A 231-nucleotide genomic window follows, 5' to 3' on the forward strand; every position below is an offset into this window, starting at 1 on the left:
AAACCGCTCAGTAGGGATTGCTTTGAAGATGAATGGAACGATATTGTTTTCTTTATCTTTGAAACGCTTAGAGATGGACGCAGTTACTTCCTCTGCTTCTTCAACTGCACTTGGTAGGAAAAAGGATAAATCGTGTACTTTTGTTTTGTTATCTGACATGTGAATGTCTCCTTTGATTTTAAATTTGGGCAATAAAAAAACACACCCAAAGTCTGGGAATGTGTTAAAAAA

At 35.9% G+C, this 231-nt stretch carries 1 pseudogene; it reads right to left on the minus strand.

The features are described from left to right. Positions 1 to 159, minus strand: a pseudogene (locus CHH91_RS21535) (phage tail assembly chaperone); the annotation flags it as partial. Positions 160 to 231 lie beyond the last annotated feature (72 nt).

The organism is Virgibacillus sp. 7505, from assembly GCF_002272135.1.
Lineage (GTDB): Bacteria > Bacillota > Bacilli > Bacillales > Amphibacillaceae > Terribacillus.